The sequence below is a fragment of the Cytobacillus gottheilii genome (assembly GCF_001636345.1).
In the GTDB taxonomy this organism is placed as follows: domain Bacteria; phylum Bacillota; class Bacilli; order Bacillales; family Cytobacillaceae; genus Cytobacillus; species Cytobacillus gottheilii.
Window position 1 is genome coordinate 2352355 of record NZ_KV440945.1, and the last position, 20544, is coordinate 2372898.

At 39.3% G+C, this 20544-nt stretch carries 20 protein-coding genes and 1 riboswitch; of the genes, 18 read left to right on the forward strand and 2 right to left on the reverse strand.

What is annotated here, in order from left to right; translation table 11 throughout:
• The first annotated feature begins 13 nt into the window (after window positions 1–13).
• Window positions 14–122, forward strand: a riboswitch (TPP riboswitch).
• 208 nt (window positions 123–330) lie between these two features.
• The 7 genes from A6754_RS11400 to A6754_RS11430 all read left to right on the forward strand — a co-directional run bounded on the left by A6754_RS11400 (window position 331) and on the right by A6754_RS11430 (window position 6900).
• Window positions 331–1407: a LuxE/PaaK family acyltransferase gene (locus A6754_RS11400; protein WP_066445352.1), complete on the forward strand. Its 1077-nt coding sequence runs from the start codon at window positions 331–333 to the stop codon at window positions 1405–1407.
• The gene (locus A6754_RS11405) at window positions 1407–2855 is read left to right on the forward strand and encodes an acyl-CoA reductase (RefSeq protein ID WP_066445358.1); all 1449 of its coding nucleotides are present in this window, start codon (window positions 1407–1409) and stop codon (window positions 2853–2855) included. The genes A6754_RS11400 and A6754_RS11405 overlap by 1 nt, the downstream gene beginning before the upstream one ends.
• Before the next feature lie 6 nt (window positions 2856–2861).
• Window positions 2862–3617, forward strand: coding sequence for an ABC transporter ATP-binding protein (locus A6754_RS11410; protein WP_371806960.1), 756 nt, complete (start codon window positions 2862–2864; stop codon window positions 3615–3617).
• Window positions 3614–4366, forward strand: a complete 753-nt coding sequence (locus A6754_RS11415; protein WP_066445364.1) for an ABC transporter permease — start codon at window positions 3614–3616, stop codon at window positions 4364–4366. The genes A6754_RS11410 and A6754_RS11415 overlap by 4 nt, the downstream gene beginning before the upstream one ends.
• Window positions 4367–5368 carry an ABC transporter substrate-binding protein gene (locus A6754_RS11420; RefSeq protein WP_066445366.1) on the forward strand — a complete coding sequence of 334 codons (1002 nt, stop codon included), beginning with the start codon at window positions 4367–4369 and terminating at the stop codon, window positions 5366–5368. It abuts the gene before it with no gap.
• A complete protein-coding gene (locus A6754_RS11425) occupies window positions 5368–6132 on the forward strand; it encodes an SDR family oxidoreductase (RefSeq protein WP_066445369.1) in 765 nt (254 codons plus the stop codon). Before A6754_RS11420 ends, A6754_RS11425 begins: the two co-directional genes overlap by 1 nt.
• A 99-nt stretch (window positions 6133–6231) precedes the next feature.
• Window positions 6232–6900 (forward strand): NAD(P)H-binding protein, encoded by a 669-nt coding sequence (locus tag A6754_RS11430; protein ID WP_066445372.1) that lies wholly within the window; start codon window positions 6232–6234, stop codon window positions 6898–6900.
• A 339-nt stretch (window positions 6901–7239) separates the two neighbouring features.
• Here A6754_RS11430 and A6754_RS22975 read toward each other — a convergent pair whose 3' ends face one another.
• Together A6754_RS22975 and A6754_RS11435 are read right to left on the reverse strand one after the other, a co-directional pair.
• Window positions 7240–7413 carry an SE1832 family protein gene (locus A6754_RS22975; protein WP_180320214.1) on the reverse strand — a complete coding sequence of 58 codons (174 nt, stop codon included), beginning with the start codon at window positions 7411–7413 and terminating at the stop codon, window positions 7240–7242.
• Window positions 7414–7801: 388 nt separating this feature from the next.
• A complete protein-coding gene (locus tag A6754_RS11435; protein ID WP_066442640.1) occupies window positions 7802–9079 on the reverse strand; it encodes an IS110 family RNA-guided transposase in 1278 nt (425 codons plus the stop codon).
• 340 nt (window positions 9080–9419) lie between these two features.
• On the opposite strand from A6754_RS11435, the gene pcp reads away from it, so the two are divergent.
• The 11 genes from pcp to A6754_RS11490 all read left to right on the forward strand — a co-directional run bounded on the left by pcp (window position 9420) and on the right by A6754_RS11490 (window position 20288).
• Window positions 9420–10037 carry a pyroglutamyl-peptidase I gene (gene pcp / locus A6754_RS11440; protein WP_066445376.1) on the forward strand — a complete coding sequence of 206 codons (618 nt, stop codon included), beginning with the start codon at window positions 9420–9422 and terminating at the stop codon, window positions 10035–10037.
• Window positions 10024–10797 (forward strand): 5-oxoprolinase subunit PxpB, encoded by a 774-nt coding sequence (gene pxpB, locus A6754_RS11445; RefSeq protein ID WP_082851669.1) that lies wholly within the window; start codon window positions 10024–10026, stop codon window positions 10795–10797. The genes pcp and pxpB overlap by 14 nt, the downstream gene beginning before the upstream one ends.
• Window positions 10794–11558, forward strand: coding sequence for a LamB/YcsF family protein (locus tag A6754_RS11450; RefSeq protein WP_066445378.1), 765 nt, complete (start codon window positions 10794–10796; stop codon window positions 11556–11558). Before pxpB ends, A6754_RS11450 begins: the two co-directional genes overlap by 4 nt.
• On the forward strand, window positions 11555–12412 hold the full coding sequence (locus tag A6754_RS11455) for a 5-oxoprolinase subunit C family protein (RefSeq protein WP_066445380.1): 858 nt from the start codon (window positions 11555–11557) through the stop codon (window positions 12410–12412). Before A6754_RS11450 ends, A6754_RS11455 begins: the two co-directional genes overlap by 4 nt.
• 263 nt (window positions 12413–12675) lie before the next feature.
• On the forward strand, window positions 12676–13713 hold the full coding sequence (locus tag A6754_RS11460) for an EAL domain-containing protein (protein ID WP_066445382.1): 1038 nt from the start codon (window positions 12676–12678) through the stop codon (window positions 13711–13713).
• A gap of 157 nt (window positions 13714–13870) precedes the next feature.
• Window positions 13871–14860, forward strand: coding sequence for a beta-ketoacyl-ACP synthase III (locus A6754_RS11465; protein ID WP_066445384.1), 990 nt, complete (start codon window positions 13871–13873; stop codon window positions 14858–14860).
• The gene (locus A6754_RS11470) at window positions 14850–15992 is read left to right on the forward strand and encodes an ATP-grasp domain-containing protein (protein WP_066445386.1); all 1143 of its coding nucleotides are present in this window, start codon (window positions 14850–14852) and stop codon (window positions 15990–15992) included. Before A6754_RS11465 ends, A6754_RS11470 begins: the two co-directional genes overlap by 11 nt.
• On the forward strand, window positions 15989–16984 hold the full coding sequence (locus A6754_RS11475; RefSeq protein WP_066445388.1) for an NAD-dependent epimerase/dehydratase family protein: 996 nt from the start codon (window positions 15989–15991) through the stop codon (window positions 16982–16984). Before A6754_RS11470 ends, A6754_RS11475 begins: the two co-directional genes overlap by 4 nt.
• Window positions 16974–17825 (forward strand): MBL fold metallo-hydrolase, encoded by an 852-nt coding sequence (locus A6754_RS11480; RefSeq protein ID WP_066445390.1) that lies wholly within the window; start codon window positions 16974–16976, stop codon window positions 17823–17825. Before A6754_RS11475 ends, A6754_RS11480 begins: the two co-directional genes overlap by 11 nt.
• Window positions 17818–19143 (forward strand): F390 synthetase-related protein, encoded by a 1326-nt coding sequence (locus A6754_RS11485; protein ID WP_066445392.1) that lies wholly within the window; start codon window positions 17818–17820, stop codon window positions 19141–19143. The genes A6754_RS11480 and A6754_RS11485 overlap by 8 nt, the downstream gene beginning before the upstream one ends.
• Complete coding sequence (locus A6754_RS11490; protein WP_082851670.1) at window positions 19140–20288, forward strand: hypothetical protein; 1149 nt, start codon at window positions 19140–19142, stop codon at window positions 20286–20288. Before A6754_RS11485 ends, A6754_RS11490 begins: the two co-directional genes overlap by 4 nt.
• Window positions 20289–20544: the final 256 nt, after the last annotated feature.

Below are 20544 nucleotides of genomic sequence, written 5' to 3' on the forward strand. Positions count from 1 at the left end.
AACTAGTTACGAATTGAATAAATACGGGAGCCTGTGGAATCAGGCTGAGAGTATGACTAACTGTCATAGACCGTTTGAACCTGTTGGATAATGCCAGCGTAGGAAATGTGATTAGGGTATAACTATACACTTTGCTGGCGCGAAGTGTATTTTTTTATATCATTTTTTTAAAAGGAAATCATGGACTGTTCACTTAGAGTATTAAAGGTGATCACTATGTCCTGCATTGCTTTTTAAAATATCCTTCACTTATTACACCATCCCCCAATCTAGTTGACTGCGGGCATTATCGTATTCAGGCCACTGATTATAGAAAGGCTGGAATCGAATATGACCCAAAAAGAGTTAATAGCTTCCATTCAACAATTTATTCACGACGAACATTCTCATGATTTTAATGAGCTTGCACTGCAGCTGTTCCGATATCAGTTTGAGCATAATCTGCCATTTCAGCGTTTTAGCAAGCAAAAAAGAAAAACACCTCGAAATGTTAAAAATTGGAGAGACATCCCTTCTGTGCCGATTCAGGCTTTTAAAGATGTGCCGCTATCCTGTATATCTACAGAGCAAGCTGAAGCTACTTTTATGACGAGCGGTACAACTAAACACATAAAAGGAAAGCATTATCACCCAACACTGACAGTGTTTGATTCATCGATGATTACAAATTTTAAAAAGAGATTCATGAAAGAGCAAAAAGCGATAAAGATGGGAATTTTGTTTCCTGATCATGAGGAAATGCCCAATTCCTCACTAGCACGGTACTTATTTCTGGCTAAAGCGTTTTTTGGCACTCCAGAAAGCAAGTATACATTGTCTGGTAATGGTATCAATTTTGAGTTGCTGCTTGAAGAATTAAAAACCGCGCAACAGTCAGGAGAGGCATATGCCTTATTAGGTGCAAGCTTTAGTTTTGTTCATCTAATCGATTATTTACAGGAAAAACAGCTATATTTTAAACTTCCAAAAGGCAGCAGGATTTTAGATACAGGTGGTTATAAAAACCAGTCCAGACATGTGGAGACAGGGGAATTCTATACAGCATTAAAAACACACTTAGGTATCGAGAAATCAGATTGCATCAATATGTACGGCATGACAGAGTTAAGCACACAGTTTTATGATGACGGCAATGAAGAAATTCCATCTGTAAAATCAGGACCACATTGGATCCGTACTAGAGTTATAAATCCCTTAACTGGATTAGATATGCCATTTGGAGAAAATGGTGTGCTTGTTCATTATGACCTAGCTAATTTTAATTCTGCACTCAGCATTTTAACAGAGGATTTAGGTGTAGAGACTGACAAAGGATTTCAGCTTTTAGGCAGGGTCCAAGGCTCTGAGCAAAAAGGATGCTCACTTGCAGTCGATGAATTTCTCCGATATGCGAAGGAGGAATCATAATGGAAATCACTGCTGGCTATTTGCCTGAAATGAACAATGAAACCATTGAATATAGGGAAATTATCTATTCTTATAACGGACTAACTGCAAAAGTGAAAGTACCTCAGCTTTCTCCGCAGCAGTTATCGAAGATCATGTCGATCGTGAAAGCTAATGCCCACATTTTAAAGAGCTTTTCAGTATCAGAGCTGGTAGCTATTATTGATCAAGCGATTCATATATTACTAGATCGTCAATCAAAACAGCGGAGATTAGCGGAGACTTGGCTGCCAATCATTACAGGATATGATCAGGAAATCATCCGTACAGGTTTAACCACATTTTTGCAGCGGTTTCGAAAACACGAGCTTCAGCGTTTTCTGGTGGAGGACTTCGGAAATCCGCAGCTCCTGGATGATTTTCAGCCTTTGGTGAAAGGCGGCTATTCAAAAGCAGTAGGAGCAGATGTTACCGGGCATATTTGGGCTGGAAATGTTCCTGGCCTTCCACTATGGAGCTTTATTTCAGCGTTGCTCGTCAAGTCTGGAAGCGTTGGAAAAACAGCAAGTGAAGAGCCGCTATTTGCCGGATTATTTGCGGACATTCTAGCAGAGGTAGAACCAAAGATAAAGAATTGCTTTGCCATTGTGACATGGAAAGGCGGAGATGAAGAAAGGGAGGCTCTTTTTTTTGAAGGATGTGAGACGATCATTGCTTATGGAAGTGATCAAAGCCTTGCATCTATTAAACAGAGAGTACCGGTTACAAGCAAGCTCATTTCCCATGGTCATAAAATCAGTTTCTCGATTATCGGGAAAGAAAGTCTTCATATGCAAAAAGCAGTAGAAACGAGTCATTTGGCTGCACTGGATCTCATTCGCTATGATCAGCAAGGCTGCTATTCACCTCAAGCAATTTTTGTTCAAAAAGGCGGGCTGATTACACCTGGTGAATTTGCGAAATATCTTGCTCACGAGCTGTCCGCGCTGGAAATCCGGTTCCCGCGCAGAGAACTGTCAATAGAAGAGTCTGCTTCTTTCATTCGCAATCAGCAAAGAGAAGAAATGAGCTTGTTTGCAGAGGAAAATAAAGAAATAATCTCTGATGAAAACGGAAGATGGATTGTCATTTATAAAGATCATTCAAGTGAATTCCTGCCAAGTGTTTTAAACAGGTCTATTCAAGTATTTGCTTTTGATGAAATTGACGAGGTGTTAGAAAAGATTAAGCATTATAAAAAATGGCTGCAGACAGCAGGTATGAGTACCTCTCCGGAAAATGTCTTTCTGTGGAGTCAAAAACTATCGCTTCATGGGGTTACAAGAATGACGGGGATTGGCAGGATGACCTCCCCAGAAGCAGGCTGGCACCAGGATGGCGGCTTTAGTTTAGCAGATTTAGTGAAGATGACTGATATTGAAGCAAGCACATTAGAGTTGGCTGAGCCGCTTTCTGCTTATTCAAATTAAAGGAGAGTGATCTTGTTGGGTTTTTTAGAGATTCAAAATGTTCGTTTTTCTTACGGTCAGCAGCGAAACATTATAGATCACGTCTCATGGCAAATTGAAAAGGGAGAGTTTCACTGTCTGCTTGGCAGGAGCGGCTGCGGAAAAACAACCTTACTAAAACTTGCTGCTGGTTTACTGCAGGGTGAAGATGGACAGATCATGATTAATAATAAGAAGGTAACAAAACCATCGAATGAATATGGTTTTGTATTTCAATCACCCACATTGCTTGAGTGGAAAACGGCCATCGAAAATGTTCTACTGCCTATTAAATTGAAAAGAAAAATCAAAGAGCAAGATCAACTCGAGGCCAATAACCTATTAGCTCAAGTCGGTTTAGCAGAGCATATCCACAAATTTCCTTCTGAACTATCAGGCGGTCAGCAAAGCAGGGTTGCTATTGCAAGGGCTCTAATTCATAAACCGATTATTCTCTTTTTAGATGAACCTTTTGCTGCTTTAGATGCCATTACAAGGGAAGAACTGCAGCACGATCTCCTTCAATTGTGCAAGGAACAGGAAACAACCGTTTTATTTATTACACATGATATTTCTGAAGCTGTGTTTTTAGCCGATCGTATAGCGGTGATGGACAGGGGCAAAATCATTTTTGATACCATAATAAACTTGGAAAGACCCCGTCTGGAACATACCCGTTATAGTGTTTCTTTTAATACATACAGCAAAAAGATAAGAGATGTTTTGGGGAGTAAACATATATGAACAGACATGCTGGTGTATCAATCGGAATCTTTATTGTGCTGCTGATTATCTGGGAGCTTGCAGCACAGAGAATGTCACAGCTCGTTTTGCCTTCGCCTATGATCATTTTGGAGACTTTATGGCTGCATCTAACGAGCGGATATTTTCTTCCTCACATAGGGATAACGATTTCAGAAGTACTGTTAGGTCTTTTACTTGGAGGACTTTTTGGATTAACAGCTGGAATCGTGATGGGAGAGTCAGTCTTTTTTCGCAAAGTATTAACTCCTTATTTAATTGCCAGCCAGGCAGTGCCGAAGCTGGCTTTAGCTCCCTTATTCATTTTATGGTTTGGATTTGGCATGACATCAAAGGTCGTAATCACTGCTTTAGTTTGTTTTTTTCCTATATTAGAAAACACGATGACAGGTTTAAAGTATAGCAATAAACAGCAGTTAGATTTGTTTAGAATGCTTGGTGCAAACAAATGGCAAATCCTCTTTCAATTAAAAATTCCTGCGGGCATTCCAGCTATTATTGCCGGTTTTCGTGTAGGTGTTGTGCTGGCATTGGTTGGAGCTGTGGTAGGAGAATTTATTGGAGGCAGTGAGGGACTTGGTGCTGTCATTATTGCTTCACAGGGAATGATGGATACCCCGCTTATGTTTTCCAGTCTTATTTTGCTCACAGCACTCGGTATGATGTTATATCAGACTGTCAATTTAATTGAAAATAAATACTTCGCTAAATATATAAGGAGACAAAGATAAATGAGAAAAATAGTCTGCATGATTCTGTGTACGTCCTTTATACTTTTCGCTTGCAGCAGTTCCAGTGAAGATGCAGGTAATAATAAGGAAACAGAAAAAATAACCATAGCTAATTGGAGCAAGCTGATTACAGAGCAAACAAATTTACTTGTAGATGAGGAAAAAGGATTCTTTTCCAAAAAAGGCTTAGAAGTTGAGATTATTCCGGGGAACGGGGGAGGAGATGCAATTAAAAACATCCTTTCCGGAAATGCAGATATCGCTTTTACTGATCCTGGATCATTATTTTTTGCCTTGGATCAAGGTGAAAAGCTAAAGGTTATATATAATATTTATCCTCAAAATGTTTTCAACATTGTATCACTAAAAGAAAATAATCTGACACGTCCGGAAGATTTAAAAGGAAAGACAATAGGTGTATATAGTTTGTCCAGCGGAACGCGGCAAAATTTGCTGATTGCTCTTCATCAGGCAGGGCTGAAGGAAAACGACGTAAAAATAGTAGAAACAGGATTATTAAATTTTGCTCCGCTGATACAGGGGCAAGTGGATGCAACTGCCGCTACCGATACGGGTCTTTATACTGGTCAGCAGAAGGGGCTTGGAGAAGTGGATGTCATAGAGGTGAAGGACTATCTTAATATGCCAAGTGATGTTTTTGTTGTAACAGAGAAATATTATAAAGAAAATGAAGCATTGCTTAAGGCGTTTTTGCAATCCTATAAAGAGAGTGCGGAATGGATGATTGAAAACCCTAATGAAGCAGCAGAACTGGCCGCCGAGTATGCAATTGACGGACAGGATACAGCTATGAATCTGGAAATCATTAAATTGCGAAATAAATCTAGTATATATAAGGAAGACGATTATCGGCTGGGGGAAGTTGATCCAGAAGTATTACAGGATGCAGCAGACACTTATTTTGAGCTTGGGCTAATAAAAAAGAAGCTCGATATGAATGAGGTTATAGATGATCTTCTCTATGAGGAGCGTGAAAACTGATGCTGATGGATGGAAAAGTGGTTCTCGTAACTGGAGCCAGCAGAGGAATCGGTGCAAGTATTGCTCGTGCCTTTGCAAAAGAAGGTGCTCTAGTCATTATCAATTATCTGCAAAATCGTGAAGCGGCCGAAAGGGTAGCAAAGGAATGTTCTGATTTAGGTGGTGAAGGCTGGCCAATTCAAGGTGATGTTACCAACGAACTTGCAGTGCAAGAGATGATTGAAGAGGCTATGGAAGCAGGGAGTATTGATGTACTGGTCAATAATGCTTTTAAATCCTATATTTTTGATGCTGAAAACCGTAAACCAGCAGGAGAATTATCGTGGCCGGAGTACCAGGAGCAGATAGACGGCTCGCTGCAGTCTGCATACAATATGTGTCAGGCTGTTATTCCTATTATGAAAACCCAAAGTAAAGGCAGTATTATTAATATCACTACCAATCTAATTGAACGGCCAGTTGTTCCATACCATGACTATAATACTGGTAAATCCGCATTAGCAGGGTATTCAAAAAACCTGGCAGCTGATCTTGGAAGGTTTGGGATCCGTGTAAATTGTGTAGCGCCAGGTCTTGTGTATCCTACCGATGCAACGAAGCACACTAAACAAGATTTAAAGGACAGCATCATCTCCCAAACACCATTGCGCAGATTGGCGAAGCCAGAGGATATTGCCGGACCAGTCTTATTTTTAGCATCAGATATGAGTTCATTTATAACAGGTCAGACTTTAATGGTTGATGGCGGATTGGTGATGAAATAGACGTCTAGCTATTTTATAAACTGTACTCTGCTAAAAATTAGACTCTGTTTCGTGAAGCCTTTATAATAGCTATAAGAAAAAAGGAACGGAGACTTTTATATGCCTAAAACAGCCGTAATCGCTGGTGCAACTGGTTTAGTAGGAAGAGAACTGCTTCAGCTGCTTTTAAATGAAAATGCATACGAGAAGGTAGTTGCTCTGGTGCGCAGACCGCTGGAAATACAAAATGACAAATTAGTCGAAGTCGTTTGCGATTTTAACAACTTGCATGCTTATGAGGAACTATTTAAAGCAGAAGATATATTTTGCTGTTTAGGTACAACGATTAAAAAAGCAAAGACACAAGAAGCAATGTATAAGATTGATGTTGAATATCCTGCTGCAATGGCTAAGCTGGCACACAGACAAGGAGCACAGCATTTTATCTTGATTAGTTCAATGAATGCCAACCCAAATTCCAGAATTTTTTATTCGCGAATGAAAGGAGAGCTTGAACAAAAAATCAAGGAATTGGACTTACCCGCCTTTTCCATCATTCATCCCGCATTGCTTGTTGGAGAACGGGAAGAATTCAGATTAGGAGAAGGTGCAGCAATCACTGTATATAAACTCTTATCTAAAATGTTTTCATCATCAAAGCTAAGTTCGATCGGAATAAAAGCACATAATGTAGCTGTGGCCATGTATAATATTGCTCAATTGGATCGCAATGGAACAAAAACATATTCATCTCAAGAGTTATATGAACTTTCGATGAAAAACACTTGATGCTGGGAAAAAACGAAATTAATCTTTCTAAAACACGAATATTCAATATCTTGGTTTGGGTATTTAAACAAGTCCGTTCCATTGCGCTGCGGACCCTCGCTTTCCGTGGGGAGGAAGCTGAGCCTCCTCGGAGCAAGCTCCTGCGGGGTCTCACCTTTTCCTCTATTGCCCACAGGAGTCAAGGGTCCTCCGCTCCATTTCACTCATGCTAATAAATACATTTATAATCGTAAAAAAAACCGAATGATTAGAAAGATGACTTCCTAACCATTCGGTTCTATGAGAGTGTTAAATAATTATATCCCATGTCCCAGCTTCTTTATTATCTCAAATAATGATTTACTCTGCCTTCATCCGATGATAAGACTGCAGTTCCTCTTCAATCATTTTCATTTTTTCTTCCTGTGCAGTGGTTGAACGTCCAAATGATTCCAGTTTTTCTACATCATCCTGGAGACGCATATATTCCATTTTTAATTCTGCGATTTTTGTTTCTATTTGTTTATCAGTCATTTTAATTCCTCCCTCTATAAATGTTGATTTATCAACGGTTTGACCCGTTGGTGGGGTGTCAAAAAAATATTTTTCGACACGTCTTCTAACAAAATTTTAATAATATGTGAAACTATTCCAACGTATGGGTACGCTACGCGGTCACTACTGGATAATGATGGTAAGTAGTGCTAGGAAAATATGTGATGCACAATGGATCTCTGCGTAGCTTATGATGACGTACCCTCCCATGTCTCTGGGCATCTAAGTGCCTACATTCCTTCGTTCGGTCTAGTCATAAGGCAGAGGCTAGCGAAGCTCCTTTAGGGACTCGAGGTCGAATGGAAAAAATAATGCCAGCTTCTCCGTGTCATCCTGTTGTCTAGGTCTGTTAAGGGGATGTAGAACTTTACATAGCCTCTGCGAGACTAGGAATATCCTTCATCATTCGCTGTGCGTCAAATGCTTTGTGCTTGGTACTGATCCCATGTAACACTTTTAATAGTTTTCCGCATAGAACCACGATGGATTGCTTCTTACGTAACGGATTAACCTTACGGTTTGTGTAATACTCATGTAGCTTTCGAAAGGCTTCATTATGGCGAATCATTGGCATCATCACTCGGAAAAGGAGGGCGCGTAGCTTTCTTCTGCCCCGTTTGGAGATGCGTTTTTGTCCTTTGTGCTGACCGGAGGAATTTTCACGTAATGTTAATCCCGCGAGTTTAATGATTTGGCGTGGATCTTCATAGTGTGAAAAGCTACCGATTTCAGCTAACAAATCGACAATTGTGGTATCACCAAGTCCTTGAACCGTTGAGAGCCATTCGTACTCTACAGATGTTTGAACGAGCTCAACTAAGTGCTGTGTAATACTTTCAATTTCTTGTTCCAATTGGTTGTAACGACGAACGAGTGTGGCGATTTCAATACGGGCCATTTCACGTCCCTCTGTTACTCCGATGGAATTAGCAGCGACTTCAATAAGGCGAATTGCTTTCGGTCGTTGGGGAGATTTGAGCCCATCAACCTGGCGGTAAAGTGCTAATACTTCATCGGGATGTTTCTGGTGAAGATCACTAGGAAATGGGGTACACTCTAGTACTGCCATTGCCATCTTTCCGAATGACGGAAAGACCTGGGTGAACTCAGGAAAATAGCGATCTAACCAGCGAATCATCATGTTTTTAACAGCTCCAAGTTCCTCTGTCAACTTACTTTTAAACGTTGACCCAACACGAAGTTCTGCCTCCACGTCTTTCAAGATTCGCGGATAACTAAAGCGTCCATCTTTAACAAGACGAGCGATCACTAAAGCATCTTTGCGGTCATGTTTGGTTGGTAAATTGTCATCCAACTCCTTTGACCGTTTGACGTGCATAGGGTTGGTCATAGCCAGGGGAATCCCCCGATCCTCGAGGAAATAGGCTAAATTAAGCCAGTAATGGCCTGTAGGTTCAATCCCGACAATGACTTCCGTTTTTTCGTATTCTTTCATTGCAGCCAAAATACGTTGATAAAAACTCAAGAAACCATCACTAGATTGTAATACCGAGAAAGATTTTTGTAGTACCCGTCCACGATCATCTACAAAGCAAGCAAAATGTTTTCGCTTGGCAATGTCGATTCCGACTACGAGTGTTTTTTCGGTGACTTGATTTATTTTCTGATTTTGTTTAAAATCCATTTTGGAGTCCTCCTTGGTTACCTAAGTTAGGGGTCATTTCGCCACACGATTTGACACCCCGAATCATACCAAGAGGGCTCTTTTTTGTTCAAGTCCCCGAAAATCCTTCTAACAGGAATGCTCCTTATTAAAACTTATAAAACTAGTTTATAAAAAATGAATCGTTAAAACAAAAATCAAATTGACTGCTTTTTCAGTGATTTGCGAATAACGAGAGTATTCAATCTGCTAATTGTGCTATTATGTGGTAAAGCGAAACATCACTAATCAGCAAATGTTTATCAGATGCAAAATGTGATAAGAAGAAATATAAATAGAAGAATGAAGGGGCTGCTGCAAAATGAAAAAACTCTTACTCACAGGCTTCGAGCCGTTTTTACAATTTAAAATAAATCCAACTATGAAAATAGCTGCTGAATTAAATGGACAAAGTATTGGTGACTATGAGATCCACTCGGAAATATTGCCAGTAGATTTTCGTATTGCCGGCCAGAAACTTCTGTCTTACATAGAAAAATATAAGCCTGATACTGTTATTTCACTGGGGTTAGCTGGTGGACGCTATAAAATAACGCCAGAGCGAATAGCCATTAATATAAATGATGGTGAATCAGATAACAGCGGAAATAAACTGGAGGATGAGCGAATCATTGACGAAGGAGAAGACGGCTATTTTACAACACTCCCCATAAGAAACATGATTAATAGCCTGCAAAGCAGTGGACTGCCTGCTGAAATTTCGAATTCTGCTGGAACATATCTATGTAATCACATCATGTATCAAGCTTTGCATTATGCAAAGAAACAGGATGCTGACATGAAAGCTGGTTTTATTCATATACCTGCTTCACATGAATTAGCAGTAGTGCACGGCAAAATCCCAAGCATGTCACATGAAGACTTACTAAAAGGAATCCGTATTTGTATTGAGGTGCTTTCGGAAAATGATAGATCATAAGATCATACCCGCGGTCATGCAGACAGGAGAGAGGAGCATCCGCTTTTCTTTTGGTGAAGAGATCTCGGATGAGACTTTTCAGCAAATAAAAGTATTTGGTCAACTTATTCGAACATACGGAAAGTTTGAAATTGAAGATGTGGTACCGAGCTACACAACCGTACATGTATATTTTCATTCGAACACAATATCACCTATTGAATGGGCACATAAATTACTTGAAAACTGGAATGAAATTGATTTAAAAACAAATAAAGATCAACCCTATAATCATATTCAAATTCCTGTGTGCTATGAGGAAGAATTTGCTCTTGATATACAAAAAGTGATGAAACATACAAGTTTGACACATAACGAAATGATTAACCTTCATACAGCACCAGCCTATGCTGTCCATGCCATCGGATTTTTGCCGGGATTTCCCTATTTAGGCGGTTTGCATCCACGTTTAGCGACTCCTCGCTTAGAGGTGCCAAGAGAGAGATTAGGAGAAGGGACTGTTGGCATTGGCGGTGCCCAAACAGGTGTATATCCAGTAAGTTCACCTGGAGGCTGGAATATTATTGGCCGCACCCCTCTCTCACTCTATCAGCCTAAACGCAAAATCCCTTTCCTATGCAAAGCTGGTGATATCGTTAGGTTTCAAGCAATCTCAGTGAAACAGTTTTGGGAGATTAAAAGAGATTTAGAACAAAATCCAGATGATATACAGCATTGGGTAACAAGAATATCAGCTGAAGATAATAGAGGTGAACAATGAGAATAGATATAAATGCAGATGTTGGCGAAAGCTACGGTTTATATAAAATGGGTGAAGATAATGAATTGTTTCAGAGTATTACTTCTGCTAATATTGCCTGCGGCTTTCATGCAGGTGACTATAACGTAATGTTCTCTTCTGTCAAATTGGCAGCAGAAAGAGGAGTGGCGGTTGGTGCACACCCAGGTTATCAGGACATTCAAGGGTTTGGGAGACGAAATATTGAAATGACTCCCTCCGAAATATATAACTGTGTTGTTTATCAAATCGGTGCATTAAAAGTGTTTTGTGATGTGAATGGGATTTCTCTTCAGCATGTTAAGCCGCATGGAGCACTTTATAATAAAGGTGCAAGTGATGCACAAACAGCAAAAGCAATTGCTGAAGCAACATATGATGCTGCGCCGAATGCCATTCTTTTTGGATTGGCAGGCAGTCAACTGCTTATACAGGCTGAGAACGCTGGCTTAAAAACTGCTGCAGAAGCATTTGCCGACCGCACTTATACTGAAGATGGCTATTTGACTCCACGCAGTACACCGCAATCGGTCTTAACCGACCGTGATCTAATACTGGAGCAAGTCAAAAATATCGTCATTCATAAAAGAGTCCGTACGCTATCTGGCAGCTGGATCTCTTTGAATGCAGAAACCATTTGCATTCATGGAGACGGACAAAAAGCGGCTGCGATTACTCGTTTTATCCGTGCTGAGTTAGAAAAAGAGGGGATTTCAGTCCTTTCGGCAGGCGATATGAAATGATTCCTATCCTTAAGGTCAGAAAATCTGGCATTTACTGTTCCTTTCAGGATTTAGGCCGTAAAGGGCATCAGAAATTTGGAATTCCGATCTCAGGAGCTCTTGATCAGAAGGCTTTTTCCTTAGGCAATTATATTATGAAAAATGATCCAAATGCAGCAGCCATTGAGATATTATTTATGGGCTTAGAGCTGGAAGTGCTTGCAGATCATCGATTGCTTTTTACCGGGAGGGAAGTAAGCGCGACTTTAGATGGAGTTCCAATCCCAATGTGGAAAACATTCACTGCTAGAAAGGGGCAGATTATAAAAGCTAGTGGAAACAAAGACTCGAAGATTAGTTATCTGTTTTCTGAAACAGGTTTTAGTGCACCTCAATATTTTAATAGTTCATCCGTATTTCCAAAAGGACAACTTGGATCAGCCCTTTCAAAAGGAATGATTCTTTATGCAGCCGGACCAGCTAGTAAAAGTGGCGAGCGAGGGTTAGTACAATCTGAAATTCCTGTTTATGAATCAGAAATTAAGGTGAAGATTTGGAAAAGTCCTCATCTTCAAATGTTTGAAAAAAGCTGTAGACAAGCTTTTGAAAGTGTGGAGTATGTCTTAAAAACAGGCGATCGTATGGGATATTTTTTATCAGGACCAGCTATGGTTAGCAAACATGGTCATGATATTTTGTCAGAAGCTGTCCAATTTGGAACCATTCAGGTTCCAAGCAGCGGTCAGCCCATTATTCTGATGGCAGATGCACAAACAATAGGTGGTTATACGACAATTGGAAAAGTTGCGGAGGAGGATTTATGGAAGCTGGCACAGCTTCCGATCGGCGGCAAGGTTAGGTTCGCTTTTAAATAGGACAAAGCAAATAGCTGTTTTCAGTCTGGCTAATAATGACGGCCGGCAGTAATCGCAAAAAGATAGGAAGAGAACGTTAGATCACGTGATGTTTTTACTATTAAACAGCTTCTTATTATCTATAATTATTAGTGAAATATAGTATTTGGCAAGAATGGAATAAACTTCAATGTATATTTAATCATTTATTTCGGGTTTATAAATAGTAAAATTGAAATAGATCATATATACTAAAGGAACTAAAGCTATGTGGGGTGTGGATCATGAGCTGTGATATTTGCCATCCAAAAGCATTTGGTTACACAGTATATTTTTCAGATGAAAATCAAGCAGACAAAATAATTCAATATCTTTCTGCAGAAAATGACATGCACGACGGACATGTCATTAACCAAAGACTTGTATGGGTTTTAGAATCACTTTTCTTTGACTTTCTTGATTATGCAGAGGCACATTTAAACATGGATACTATTTTTGCCGTACAATCTGATCGCCTGGATCCTTTAAAGGCATTGCATTCATTAAAAAATGCACGAGAGTTTCAGCCTTTAAGAGAAGCCAGCTGGGTAGATGAAATCATCATCAATAAGAGTTTAACCACTCATTACCAGCCAATTGTTACGGTCGAAAACGGGCTGGTAAAGATTGTAGGGCAAGAATTATTGTCAAGAGGGCTGTCTGAAGAGGGAAAGCTGATTTCTCCTTTTCATATGTTTGAAGCAGCTCGAGTGAGAAATCGACTCTTTGCACTAGACCATGCTTGCAGAATCAATTCGGTCAGTAATGCGGGAGAAGTTGAAAAGGATCAGCTGATTTTTATAAACTTTTTGCCAACTGCAATCTATTCGCCTGAGCATTGCCTGAAAAGCACGCTTGAGCTGATTGAAAAAAAAGGCATCAAGTCTTCGCAAATTGTATTTGAAGTTGTAGAAACAGATGAAGTTAAAAACATTGCACATCTAAAGCGGATATTAGAGTATTACCGTAAGCATGGTTTTCAATATGCATTAGATGATGTTGGTGTAGGTTATAATGGCATTAATAAAATTAGAGAACTTAAACCTGACTTTGTTAAATTAGCGCTGGAATTTTCGAACGGTGTAAGCACTGATCCTGAAAAACAAGAAATGGCAAAGTCCGTTTTGGACATTACTCAGGAGATAGGTGGTGTGGCACTCGCTGAAGGAGTAGAAACTGAGGAGGATTTCCTTTATCTGCAAGCACTTGGCTATGAACTTTTTCAGGGATACTACTTCTCAAAGCCTGTGCCAAAACCCATTCAAGAATTAAAAGCAAGCTAATAGTATGCTGCAGTGTATGAACATACGCTGCAGTTTTTTTATGCCATAAAAGCATTTTTTATTTTTATTAAGCTAGTCAATAATAAAAAATTTGATAGAATATTAGAATGTAATATGTTACTTTTTAAGTAATTATATGTTTGAGGTGTAAAAGAAAATGGCAAGAAAAGTGAAAATAACAGGAATAGGCATCTATTTGCCTAAAAGAATTGTAACAGCTTCTGAAATTGATATGCTGATTGGTGCAGCCCCTGGCTGGAGTGAAGCGAAATCTGGTGTCAAACAGCGACATTTTATTATAGATGAAACTGCTTCATTTATGGGAGCAGAGGCGGCGAAAATGGCACTTAAACATGCAGGCATGAGCTTGGATGATATAGATTGTATTGTAAGCGGGAGCGGCACGATGGAACAAGCAATTCCATGTAATGCCGCTCTTATTCAAAAGGAGCTGGGATTAGAACATTCGGGTGTACCGGCTTTTGATATAAATTCTACTTGTTTAGGATTTGTAGCTGCTCTTGATGTGATCAGCTATATGATTGATGCAGGAAAATATAAAAATGTTCTAATCATAAATTCTGAAATTTCCTCAGTTGGCTTAAACTGGCGCCAGGATGAAAGCAGTGTGCTTTTCGGTGATGGAGCAACCGCAGCCATCATCACGAAAAGTGAGGGTTCTTCATGTATATTGACATCAAGAATGGAAACATATAGTGCGGGTGCTGCTTTTTCTGAGATTCGCGGAGGCGGAACCAAGGTACATCCACGCCATTATAGTGAAGAGACAAAGGCAGATTATTTATTTGATATGGACGGCAAAGCTATTTTTAGAATGTCGTCAAAATTGATGAATCCCTTTATAGAAAAGTTATTTAGCGGAACCGGGCTGGGGATGAAGGATATCAATATGGTCATCCCTCATCAGGCAAGCTGGGCAGCGATGAAGATTATCCGCAAAAAGCTGAATGTCGAAGAACCTCGTTTTATGAGTATTATTGAAAACTATGGAAATATGATTTCTGCTTCTATCCCTCTTGCCTTATATGAAGCAATAAAAGAAAAACGAATTCAAAGAGGTGATCGAATTTTGCTGCTGGGAACTTCTGCTGGTCTGAGCATTGGAGGAATGGTTCTTGAATTTTAAGTCTGTGCTTGTTACTGGAGCAAGGTCACCGGGTGCTCTTCATATATGCAGATTATTATATAATGCTGGTGTGAAGGTGTTTGGAGCTGATAGTGATCCTTTCTCACTTACAAAAGCTTCAAATTCGATCGAGAAATTTATCCTTCTGCCTTCAGCTAAATTTGCAACGGATTCTTATATTGATAAACTCAATGAAATGATCTGTACCTATAACATTGACCTTATTATTCCAACCTGCGAGGAAACATTTTATTTATCTAAAAAAGCAGAACATCTTACCTGTCCTGTTTTTGCAGGGGATTTTAAGCAGTTAGAACTTCTGCATAATAAATATACATTTATCCAACTTGCAGAAAGCTGTATCATGCCAGTTCCAAAAACTAATGAGTTATCTAAAGATGCAGTTGAAGATTATAGCAAAATGCCGAATGGTTTTATTTTAAAGCGCAAATTCACCCGTTTTTCAGATCATATAATGTATGGAGATCGAATGGAAAGCATTCCGTCAGAGTTGTTTGAGGATACTTCTGAATGGATTATACAGGAAAGACTGACAGGGGTTCAGTATTGTTCATACTCAATTGCTTTAAAGGGAGAAGTTCTCGCACATTCTGTTTATAAAGCAGAATACACAGCAGGCGAAGGGGCATCTCTCCATTTTCAGCATGTGCCTAGGCCTGACATCGAGGATTTTGTACTGAAAATAGTCAAAACATTGCAATATTCAGGGCAAATCTCTTTTGATTTTATCGTAAATGAAAGCGATCAAGCCATCCCTATTGAATGCAATCCCCGCACTACAAGCGGTATTCATTTATTTGGGACAGAGCTCATTGAGCACTTGCAATCCAAACATAGTGAAATGCTTTATCCAAGGAAAGAAATACATTATATGATCAGTGCTGCCATGCTCTTATATGGTTATTCAAATATCAGAAAAACCAAAAAAACGAAAGAATGGCTTAAAATTATGTTTACCTCTCGTGATATTATTTTTAACATGAAGGATATAAAGCCTTTATTCTATCAATCTATTAGTTTAATCAATATATGGAGACAAAGCAGAAAGAATTCAGTAAGTATACTTACACAATCAACTCTCGATATTTGCTGGGATGGTGAAGAGTTTTGAAGATGGTCGTAACAGGTGCGACAGGATTTCTTGGTCAAAAGCTTGCAGTGAGATTAGCACAAATGGGACATGATGTAATCGGGCTTGGCCGAAATGAACAAGCGGGAAGAAATTTACAAAGAAGCGGCATATTGTTTAAGCAGGTAGAACTTTCGAATCGCCAGGATGTGCTTGATGCTTGTCAAAACGCAGATTATGTATTCCATTGTGGTGCGCTATCGTCACCATGGGGAAAATATGAAGACTTTTATCAAGCAAATGTCATGGGAACAAAGCATATCATTGAAGCTTGTCAAATGCATGGAATTAAACGCCTGATTCATGTCTCCACACCTAGTATCTATTTTTATTATGATGAAAGAAAGAATGTAAAAGAAGACGATGTTCTCCCGCCTACATTTGTGAATGAATATGCACAAACCAAATTTTTAGCAGAAAAAGAGGTTGATGAGGCCTTTCGGAATGGCTTACCTGTCATTACCATCAGACCAAGAGCGATCTTTGGACCTGGAGATCAAGCGATCCTGCCACGGCTTATAAGGGTTTGCGAAAAGGGTGCACTTCCGAAAATCGGGAATGAAAAGGTAGAGGTGGACGTCACTTATGTTGAAAATGTCGTCGATGCTCTGCTTTTGTGCATGAGTTCAGGCAATCATACGCTTGGCCAAAAGTACAATATTACAAATGGTGTTAATGTTGATTTATATGGAATAGTTGAGAAAGTAATGGACCAGCTTGGAAAGCCAGTCCGTTATAAAAAAATATCCGAAAAAACAGCATTTACGATAGCGAAAGGGCTCGAGTTCGTTTTCAAACATTTCCTGCGCGGACGTGAACCTGTTTTAACAAGATATACGGTAAGCGTGCTTTCAAAAAGCCAGACACTGAATATTGAGAAAGCAAAAGCAGAATTAGGGTATCAGCCTCGGGTCAGCGTTGAAGAAGGCATGCTTCATTTTACAGAATGGTGGAAAGAAAACAATGGCAATTGAATGGGTTAAATTATACGAATGCGGTTATTGCACACATCCTGAAAAAATCGTCAATCCAAAGGGTAGTCTCAAACCTGTCAAATTTCCCGCAACCGTAGCGCTTATTAAACATCAAACAAAAGGATATATTTTATTTGATACAGGCTATGCACAACGATTTTTGACCGAAACTGAAAAATTTCCTTATTCGATCTACAGAAAGCTGACGCCTGTTTTTTTTACTGAAGAACAGGCGATTGTCCATCAGCTTGCCAAGGATGGAATAAAAGCAGAAGAGATAACAACGATCATCCTTTCGCATTTTCATGGAGATCATACAGCCGGATTAAAGGATTTTCCTCATGCTGAGATTGTCACCTTTCGAAAAGGATATGAAGATGTTGAGTATAACAGTAAGCTTCGAGCTTTAACGAAAGGCTGCCTGCTTGATTTACTTCCTGCAGATTTTAATAGCAGATCCCGATTTATTGATGATGAACGCCAAGTGGAGTTATCGAACAGAGGAGATTTTCATGAAGGATATACTGTTTTCACAGATGACGACACGATCGTTGCAGTTGACTTAACTGGACATGCCATCGGTCAGTTTGGCGTATTTATAACCTTAAAAAGCGGTAAAGTTTTATTTCTATGCGCTGATGCAGTATGGAGCAGCATTGCGTATGAAAAACTAGTTTACCCGCATGTGATTGCTAATCTATTGATTGCGGATAAACGAGCGTATGTTCATCATATCCAGCGGCTGCATTCCTTAATGCATACTCATCCTGGGATTGAAATACTGCCAACACATTGTCAGGTGACATGGAACAAAGTACAAAAAGGTGAAATCTATGAGTAAATGGAAAATTCTAATGCAGTACATAAAAACAAAAAGAAGAACCTTTCGTTCTAGAACCGATTTATTGGCATACCAACATAGCAAGATCAAATCTCACCTGGAATACGTCCAGCAAAATTCACCGTTTTATGCTGATTTACTGAAGCCGTACCAAAAAGAAATAAATGAACATCGGTGGGATGAACTGCCGATTATAGATAAAACGATCATGATGGAACATTTTGATACATTTAATACGGTCAATATTCGTGCGAACGAAGCGTTTAAAGTTGCAATGGAGGCAGAAGAGACGAGAAACTTCTCACCGAAAATTCGCGATGTTTCCATCGGGTTATCCTCTGGTACTAGCGGAAACAGGGGAATATTTTTAATTTCTGATCAGGAAAGAGCGATTTGGAGTGGGACGATTCTCGCAAAATTGCTGCCTTCCTCCATTTTTAGAAAGCATACAATCGCTTTTTTCCTAAGAGCAAACAACAATTTATATGAGGCAGCAGGAGAAGGACGAATCTCTTTTCATTTTTTTGACCTTTTGGATTCCTTAGAATCACATCAAAAGAGATTAAATGATTTAAAACCTTCCATTGTTGTTGGACCACCATCGATGTTAAGAATGATAGCTGACTGGCAGAAGCAAAATGAAGTGGAAATAACTCCTCAGAAAATCATATCTGTTGCAGAAGTACTTGAAGAGATTGATCAGCGTTATATTGAAAAAGTATTTCAGCAAAAGCTTCATAATGTTTATCAATGTACAGAAGGCTTTTTGGCAGCCACATGCAGTCATGGAACCATTCATTTCAATGAAGATCTTGTTTGTATACATAAACAGTATGTAGATAAAGAAAAAGGCATGTTCATGCCAGTCATTACCGATTTCACAAGAACATCTCAGCCGATTATTCGCTATCAGCTTAATGATTTATTAGTTGAAAAGAAAACAGCCTGTTCGTGCGGATCTCCATTTATGGCCGTTGAGCGAATAGATGGTCGCAGTGATGATCTTTTTTACGGAATTCACACAGAGAGCGGAGAGAAGCTGCCGATCTTTCCAGACTTTTTAAGAAGAGCCGTTATGACAGCACACGAGCAGATCACTGAATATAAAATGGTGCAGTCGCACTTGGATAAAATCATCATCTTGATTAAGGGTAAAGATGATCAAACGGAAATGGAGCAAGAAGTAAAGAAACATATATGGAGGTTATATGATACATTGCACCTTCATCGTCCACAGCTAATTTTCCAAATGTATGATGAAACCCCTTCTCATATTAAGCGCAAACGAATTGAAAGCAGACTGCAAGAAAAACCATGATCGTATACCTTTATGATCAACATTCATTTGACCAGATCCCTTGGAGTGAAATCGACAATGGCGCTTACATACAGGCATATTTTGAACATCTTGTAAGAGATGGGGTTCAACAATATATTGAAAATGTGAAAACAGATTTATATTTTATTAGAATAGATCACCTGCTTTTACCGATCACCAAAAATGATAGCCAATATGAAAATTCGTATGTATGTTCTCCTTATACACATTATATTTCTTATGCCAAGGAAGAGCTTTGGGAGCTAGGCAATAAGCCATTAGAATATATTTTTGAAAAAATCATCAGCCTATTAGGATTTTGTCTTCGAAAAAGCTCGTTTAATAAAGTGGTGATTGTGAACAATTGGCTGTTATCGACTAACTTATATTCTGCCCAGCTTACATCACAGCAAATGAAAGATCTAACGGCGTGTTTAACAGAAGCTTTTCCAGAGCATACCATCATGTTCCGCTCTCTTAATAATAAGCTGCATCTTTCTATGATGAGAGATTTTCGTGAAGCGGGTTATAGAAAAATCATGTCTCGTTCGATTTATTTGCTGAATGAAGACGCTGGAAGCAACTTAACAGGAAAAGAGAAAAAGTTGCTGCGGCAAGATGCCTCATTGTTTGCCAAGCATATGCTGCTGGTGGAAGAGACGCCTAGGAATATAGAAAGGTATGCATCTTGCGCTTATGAACTTTATCGTCAGCTGTATATTCAGAAATACTCCCAGCATAATCCGCAATTTAATATGAGATATTTTAACGAAATTATGAAGAAAAACTTGATGCATTTTAAATGGATTAAAAATGAGGATGTCGTAGGGGTCATAGGCTATTTTACGGTTCATTCTGTATTGACAACACCTATTTTGGGATACAACACAAAAATAGGTAAACAACTAGGCTTATATCGAATACTTTCATATTTGATCACAAAAGAGATCCTCGATCACGGATATATCGGACACAGAAGTGCTGGTGCAAGTGAATTTAAAAGGAAACGCGGAGCAAAACAGTATATCGAATACAATGTCATTTATCAGAAACATTTGTCCTTTAGCCGAAAATGGTCGTGGATGCTTGTAAAATGGGTGATGGACCGATTTGTGGAACCACTGGCGAAAAAAAGAAAGTTTTAAGGTAGGAGATCGGAGGATTTTTGTTGGAACTCTGGTATTCCCGAAACCAGTTCCCCGCTAGGATTTCAGGAATTAGAATAACATTGTAAATCCCGAAACCAATTCCATGCAAGGATTTCAGGAATCAGCACATCAATGTAATTCCCGAAACCAGTTCCATGCAAGGATTTCAGGAATCAAAACGTCAATGTAATTCCCGAAACCAGTTCCATGCAAGGATTTCAGGAATCAGAACGTCAATGTAATTCCCGAAACC